This window comes from Xenorhabdus sp. PB61.4 (genome assembly GCF_963894935.1).
GTDB classification, from domain to species: Bacteria; Pseudomonadota; Gammaproteobacteria; order Enterobacterales; family Enterobacteriaceae; genus Xenorhabdus; species Xenorhabdus stockiae.
Genome location: NZ_CAWQJR010000053.1, coordinates 1 through 7,180 on the forward strand (window position 1 = coordinate 1; position 7,180 = coordinate 7,180).

Consider the following 7,180-nt stretch of genomic DNA (forward strand, 5'->3'; position numbering starts at 1 on the left):
ATGGGATATCTAGCCAAAACCGATAAAATAGATGCTCAAATGCTGGCACAGTTAGCCCTGGTTTTATCTCAACAAACAGATCGGGATAAAATAATCAGAGTGTTGCCCTCTGCTCAGCAACAAGTGCTGCAAGCCATGATCACACGTCGTCGCCAATTAGTCACACTTTCCGTCTCGGAGCGCCAAAGATTAGGAAGCAGGCCAATCCGCGCTATTTAATCCGTGCCAGTAACAAATTACGGCGCAAGCAGAAATCCCTGTCGAGAAAACGAAAAGGCAGTAAAAATCGGTATAAAGCGCGTTTACAGGTAGCCAAATGCCATGAAAAAGTGGTGAATGCCCGCGGGGATTTCCAGCATAAATTGTCCCGACAACTTATTGACGAAAACCAAGCAGTGATAGTCGAGACACTGAAAACGAGCAATATGCTAAAAAACCGCAGGCTTGCCCGCCATATAGCAGATGCAGGATGGCACAGTTTTGTGACGAAGCTCGAATACAAAGCTCAAGAAGCGGGAAAACATCTGGTCAGGCTTGACCAGTGGTATGCCAGCTCGAAAATCTGTCATTGTTGCGGACACAAAGAATCGGTAATGCCGTTAAGCCAGCGATATTGGATGTGTCCAATGTGCCATACGGAGCATGACAGAGATATCAATGCTGCGTTGAATATCAAGCAGCAAGGTCTATTTGAATTAAAGGCGGCGGGTCTCGTCGTCTCTGCCCATGGAGGCCAGCGTCAGACTTGTCACGCACAAGCAGCGGCCTGTGAAGTGGGAAGCCTCGCCCGATAGGGCGGCGAGCAGTCACTACTATAGTCGTAATGGCTCTGGAATAAGAGGGTTTTCAGGTCAGCCAGTGCTCTGCGGGCATATACGATATAATAAGCCCGCTCCTGTTTCTCATCCCGGCTTCGCCGAACCAGTAGATAATGACCATAATCTCGCCCTTCTTCACTGAGTTGCAAACGCCAAAGAAGCACCCGAACTCAGCGTCACTCGCTTATCGATATTCTCACTATCTCAATTTGTGCCATCATCTGCGTCTGTGAAAATTTCAATGATATTGAAGAGAATGGCAAAACCAAAGAAGACTGGTTCAGGCAATTTCTGGCGTTACCGAACGGAATACCCAGTCATGATACCTTCAACGATGTTCTCAACCGACTCAATCCGCACGAGTTTAGTCATGCCTTTACCGCGTGGGTGAAAAGTCTGGCTAACCTGTCCGAAGAGATTATTGCGGTAGACGGTAAAACGATGGGCGGAATTGCCGTGGTTGAATCTTATCGGGAAATCAAAGGGAAAGCGGAGACGTATGAACGACGTTACTACATCACCAGCCATCAGGCTAAGACCGCTCAATTTATCGCGTATGCAATACGCCGCCATTGGCATATTGAATCGAAATTACACTAGCAATTGGATGTGAGTTTCCATGAAGACAAAAACCGCCTGAGAAGTGGTTACGGTGCAGAAAATATAGCCTTAATGAATAAAATCGCGTTAAACCTGCTGAAAAACGAGAAAACAGTTAAAGTCAGTATTAAAACCAAGCGACATAAAGCCGGTTGGGATAATAGCTATATGCTGAAAGTCCTTACGATGGGTTTTCCATCAGTATAATTTAGACCCGTTTGCCCTGCTCTGGTATACCTAGGTACTTGCCACCATATTCTTTCATTTTTGGGGATCGCCAGTACAAACGGTTGATATCGGGATTCCAGCCAGTACCGCCGGCTGCGTTCTTAACCATAAACCTTATCGACGGTCACCCAGCCACAAGGGACGCCAGCAATTGCTGATGCAAGTTGAGGTTTGGTAGCAAAGATGGCCAAGTCAGGAATACCGGTTGCTTTACAACGGGAACGGTCATCTGTCCATTGCTCAGGCAAGTATAAGGCCCGGTCAATAAAGGCATGGACGCCGTGATCGGCATAACAGAGAAAGACATCTACTGACTGTTTTCTACCCGTCCGGCGATACCGCTATATTGACGTTTAACGCCAGCAGAATGGGGGCCTTTTTTGATAAAACCGGTTTCATCAACGATAAGGACTCCTTGCTCATCGCTGAGATGGTCAGTCATATAGTTGCGTAAGATATCGCGGGCCACCTCGGCATCCCAACGGGCACGTTCCAGAAAATATTGAATGCCATTCAGCCAGTTGCCAGCCATTTTTACGTTCTACATCACTGAGCATTCCGCTAAAATAAGCCAAACAACGGTGTTGAGAGCTGACAGAGTGAAACAGCGGAGCCAGACGGGAATGCAAATCCGTAGCTCCTGTTCCCAGAGGTTGACAGGTGAGCTCATAGGATACTTCCCTTGGTGCTAGGAAGAAGAAAGTTATCATTACACAATACGGCTCACGACTGTAGTACTAGCTCCAAAAGATACACTTTCATCAGTTTTCAATTAATGTGAGCTAAAAGATAGATACCCAAATACCGCACGTTCAACCCTTTCCGTAAGCCCTGATTTGGCAGATTCCCCGTATTCACCTGCAGTATCAACCATTCCTTTGATTATTGCCATCACGTCTCGCGTAGCAGCCTGGATATCGACCTGGAGAGGAATATCAGGGGTTATCAGCAGTTCAGTGATAATGCTACGCAATTGTGTATTTGCCCACTGTACATTCCTATCAAAAGGCAAACGAGCCTCTTCAAAATCAAGCAACCGTGCCAGAGCAGGACGGTGTAGTTGGTGATCGACACAGGACTTAATAAAGGCAGAAATACCGGCACGCCCACTCGTCTTTGTTACCGCCTTTTGTGCTTCAGTGATAAGTCGTGTTGACTCACGTACAATTAACGCGCCCATTAGCGCATCTTTGCATGGGAAGTACTGATACAGGGAACCGATACTTACGCCAGCCAGTTCTGCGACGGCATTTGTTGAAAAACCCTCGTGACTATGCTGCTCCAAAATGCGAGCAGTTGCCTCAATAATAGCTTCAACCATCGCGAGGGAACGCGCTTGTTTCGGCTGTTTTCGTAACTTTGGTCGTTCTTGATTTGATAACGTTTTCATGGGGGAATGCGAGTTGTGAATATAAGCAACAGCTCGCATTATAGAGGCCTCAACAACGAATTCAAGGAACAATAATCATGTCTCAGTCACAACATTTTACCCCCACTTTAACTGTATTTATGATGGTTAAAACAACTCCTGAATGGCTGGGTTTCTCTATCGACCAACGCTTCAAACACTTTGCTGAAATCTTTACACCCATTATCAAAAAACATGCCGCCGGTGTTTCGCTTCGTTTTTATGACGTCGAGTTTTATTCAACACGAGTCACAGATATCTGGGTATGGGATGCAAGAGATCATGATAGCTATCAACTGCTTGTTGAAGAGTTACGTGAAACGCCGTTATGGGATCGGTACTTTGATATTGTTGAAATACTTACAGGCGTCGAAAATGCTTACGCTAAAAACTATGGGCGCGATGTCATCACCGCTTAACAATGAAAGTACGTATAAATTCGCCAATATAGGCTATAAGTAGCCTATATTACAGGTTTGGCATCTTGTTTTCATCAATTAATTTTCTGTACAAATAGCACACTTTTTCAAGTTAATGGTTTCAGTTATCCCACTACGACACACCCAAGTTATCAGTGATAACCATGTGTAAACTACCCCCAGTTGAAATTAGCAGTGGGTTGAAATGGGAAAGATCAAACAACCACATATGAGATAATCCCTAGGGCATGAATAAGAGTCTAGCTCCAGCTATACTGGAGTATAAACGAGGCTTTTTCCAGGCAACCAATTTGATATCCTATCCATCTCTATCCCATTACGACACACCTAACTCTTCAACTGTCATACTACTGTGTTCAGTAAAATATCAGATGTTAAGGGTGTGTCGAAACGGGAAAGATTGGATATCAATCAAAGGTGGGCTAAAAAGGGAAAATGCCTTTTAATCAGAGTGAATAGTGGAGATGAAATCCTATCTGTACACAATCTGAAATGTAAACAACTCCCTTTTACAGATAAAAAATTGAGTCTTCTCTCACACAATCCCACTACGACACACCCAAATGATTAATTAATAGCGTATTGCAGTCATTACCAACATAGTTGGTATTAGTAGTGTGTCGAAACAGGATAATTGAATATAACTAAACAGTGGGTCGAAATGGGAACTTGTTAGTACGTCACTTAATGTACAGTATTCTCTGATAGGGAAAGTAGTCGTTTATTACTTACTTCTCCTACTACAACACATCTTTTCCTCATTAGATACCCACTACTCTAATTGGAGTCCCTTCAGCTTTGGAGATCTAGAATGAATAATCACGTAAGGAGCTCTTCCACGAGAAACTATACTATGTGTCAAATACCCAATTTCCTGAAGTTGTTGCAGTGCCTGCTTGATAATTCTGTTTTGCTCTTTAACAGAGGACAGTAGTTCTAACCTCTCTCTAAGACGCTCAAATGAAATAGGAGCAGGATTCAATGGAAGACTCTCGATGTAAGTATATAAAACCTGTGCAACCTCTTTACGGGTTAATGCATGTATCGGCTTATGGCGTAACAGCACGGTATAATCCGCTTGATACAGCTCCCATAACCTCTGGTCAGCTTCCAGTTCGACACAATCGTTTTCAAAATCAAAAATCCCTGTTTTCAGTAAGCCCGTAGACGCCACACGTTTTATTCCATCTGAACCCGACTTCGTAAACGTAATGGTTTTACCACGGATGCGAGGCAAGGAGTTAGCAATACTCTGCCTTAACCGTTTGTCAAACCTCTTTGATTCAAAAAGACACATCCCAGCAAACTCATGGAATGATAATTTAATGATATTCGATTGCAAACCGTATTTACTGAATGCCTGTATAATGCCAATCCAGACCCTGAAGTCCATCGTCATATTAAGACGCTCACCTGTAATCTTCACATGGTCGTATCCTTCACGTCGTGAAAATTCCAAATTTTTGAGCTCAGAGGTTGCATCAATAGTTGTTTGTACACCTTTTGCAGCACGGCTGGCTGGCACAAAAACATTCAATCTCATTAATGCAACAGGTTGTACTGTGGCACGAGTAGTAACTGTGAGCTTATTGTTACTATTTTCAATGTCAGAATTAAAAATTTCATCAAAAAAAAATTGATCATTCATATGGTTATACCAATTAAGATGTTCCTTTTTACTCACTATGAATAACTTTCGGTGATTCCCATTTCGACACACCTATATCCCCAATACTACCCACCTTTTTCCGTTTTCGACACACCTTTTTCCGTTTTCGACACACCCTTTTCCCATTTCGACACACCTAAATGCTCTGAAAGGCTTGTCCTGCCTAGCCTGCAAGAAACGGGGATCAGTTAGGTCTATATAGGATCAGTATAGGATCATATTAGGATCTAATCATAGTATATGTGGATAAGTTCTTTTGAGCTTCAACAAATACACCCATCCAAGAAAACAAAGTGCACATATGTTAAAAAATTATCAACTTAAACAAGCTATAAAGCATTATATAAGTTTTTTATGTCATAGGTATGGAAAGGGGCTATGCCAATCTAACTTGAAGATGCAGGTTTTAAAAATCTGAAAATTATCAGTCAGTCGAGTAGTCAGCTCTTTCGCTTTTTCTGGCAATATATATGAAAAAAGTGGCGAAGTGTTTCACGAAACGTTTTGGCATCCGAGAAATAGACATTGTTACGTACTGCTCATTGTCTTACTTCCATAATCGCTCTATGGGATTAAGATTCGGGCCGCAAGGGGGCAAGTAATGCAATACAATGTTGAAAACTTCGGCAATATCTTTCACCAAATTTATCCGATGACAGCCTACCCCATCCAGAATAAGGTGGAGTTTTTACGAAATAGGATAGGTTTCTATAATGGCCCCAAAAAAATAAGCCACACTTATACTCGGATATCGGTATCGATCTTGGCAAGCATTCCTTTCATATTCACAGTCAGTGATAAATCAGGAAAAGTCCTTTTGCATAAAAATACACGAACCAAGTTGATAGAGTTTTTAGCAGGATGCTCCTCTGCAACTGTTGTCATGGAAGCTTATACCGGTACTCATTTCATGGCGAGGCGGATAGTTGGTTTAGGGCATAAAACGAAATTAATTTCTCCTCAGTTTGTCCGACCTTTCGTTAAAAGCAATAAAAATGATTTTGTTGATGTAGAAGCGATATGTGAGGCCGCATCACATCCTTCAATACGTTTCGTTCAACCCCAAATTGAAGCTCAACAGGCTACGCGGGCATTACATCGAGTCAGAGAGTCATTGATCAAAGATAAAGTCAAAACTACTAACCAGATGCATGCTTTCTTGCTCGAATTCGGCATTAGCCTGCCACGAGGAAAGGCGGTTATTAAGCTCTTATCTTTTGTGTTGGAAGAGCACAGCTCTCCCGATTATGTAACTCGCTTGTTAATGCAACTTCACGCCCATTATCTCTACCTTGTTGAGCAACTAACTGAGTTGGAATATGAAATAAAACGGACAACAGCACAGGATGACACAGTTCAGAATTTCATGACGATCCCGGGTATTGGTCTCATAACGGCGAGCTTACTTTCTTCACAGCTAGGAAATGGCAGGCAGTATGCGAAAAGCCGTGATTTTGTTGCATCGGTGGGATTAGTTCCTAGACAATACAGTACGGGAGGGAATAAAAATCTGCGGCGCCTGTTAGTGATATGTGCAAGAGTATTCATGCAACGGTTAGGACAAGAATTCGGAAAACTGGCTTCGTTCAATGTTGTTTTCTGGTGTACAGATAATTTCAAGGCTTACAATCTGTTACCAAAAGCCAGCTTTTTGTCGGAAAAACCTTCACTCAACGTATTGAGCGGGAAAATTTGACATTGCGCAACCGACTTAAACGACTCAATCGTAAAACGTTGGGTTATTCTAATTCGCCGGAAATGCATGATAAAGTCATCGGGACTTTCATTAAGCGTGAATACTATATTTAACACAAATTAACGGATTGAATGTGTGACCAATAATTCTTATACAGATGAATTTCACTTATTAAAATTTCAACATGATTTATATTAGATACATATAATTTCATTTATGAAATTATATTGCGACATTTTGTTATATAAACCAAGACAAATTTAACATAGCATTAAAAATAGAAAAACTTAATACTCAATTCCATGTGATATATCAGTCAGT

General features: G+C 42.2%; 4 protein-coding genes and 6 pseudogenes. 6 read left to right on the top strand and 4 right to left on the bottom strand.

Translation table 11 applies throughout. The features are described from left to right. The 3 pseudogenes from AACX68_RS04210 to AACX68_RS20080 form a co-directional block, all read left to right on the top strand. Positions 1-192, top strand: a pseudogene (locus tag AACX68_RS04210) (IS110 family transposase); the annotation flags it as partial. A gap of 2 nt (positions 193-194) precedes the next feature. Then, positions 195-794: pseudogene (locus tag AACX68_RS04215) on the top strand (RNA-guided endonuclease TnpB family protein); the annotation flags it as partial. A 137-nt stretch (positions 795-931) separates the two neighbouring features. Continuing rightward, positions 932-1,625: pseudogene (locus AACX68_RS20080) on the top strand (ISAs1 family transposase). A gap of 17 nt (positions 1,626-1,642) precedes the next feature. Here AACX68_RS20080 and AACX68_RS20085 read toward each other — a convergent pair. Beyond that, a pseudogene (locus AACX68_RS20085) lies at positions 1,643-2,316 on the bottom strand (IS701 family transposase); the annotation flags it as partial. A gap of 102 nt (positions 2,317-2,418) precedes the next feature. After that, positions 2,419-3,036, bottom strand: a complete 618-nt coding sequence (locus AACX68_RS04255; protein ID WP_228860679.1) for a TetR/AcrR family transcriptional regulator — start codon at positions 3,034-3,036, stop codon at positions 2,419-2,421. Positions 3,037-3,113: 77 nt separating this feature from the next. Between AACX68_RS04255 and AACX68_RS04260 the strand changes: the two genes are divergently transcribed. Further along, positions 3,114-3,473 carry a darcynin family protein gene (locus AACX68_RS04260; protein WP_228860680.1) on the top strand — a complete coding sequence of 120 codons (360 nt, stop codon included), beginning with the start codon at positions 3,114-3,116 and terminating at the stop codon, positions 3,471-3,473. Between the two features lie 793 nt (positions 3,474-4,266). On the opposite strand, the gene AACX68_RS04265 is transcribed toward AACX68_RS04260, so the two are convergent. Both AACX68_RS04265 and AACX68_RS04270 read right to left on the bottom strand, forming a co-directional pair. After that, positions 4,267-5,142, bottom strand: a complete 876-nt coding sequence (locus AACX68_RS04265; RefSeq protein ID WP_228860681.1) for a protein RepA — start codon at positions 5,140-5,142, stop codon at positions 4,267-4,269. Positions 5,143-5,520: 378 nt separating this feature from the next. Then, positions 5,521-5,851: pseudogene (locus tag AACX68_RS04270) on the bottom strand (transposase); the annotation flags it as partial. A 62-nt stretch (positions 5,852-5,913) separates the two neighbouring features. On the opposite strand from AACX68_RS04270, the pseudogene AACX68_RS04275 reads away from it, so the two are divergent. Both AACX68_RS04275 and AACX68_RS04280 read left to right on the top strand, forming a co-directional pair. Further along, positions 5,914-6,751 (top strand): annotated as a pseudogene (locus AACX68_RS04275) (IS110 family transposase); the annotation flags it as partial. A gap of 89 nt (positions 6,752-6,840) precedes the next feature. Further along, the gene (locus tag AACX68_RS04280) at positions 6,841-6,972 is read left to right on the top strand and encodes an IS1 family transposase (protein WP_370630332.1); all 132 of its coding nucleotides are present in this window, start codon (positions 6,841-6,843) and stop codon (positions 6,970-6,972) included. Positions 6,973-7,180 lie beyond the last annotated feature (208 nt).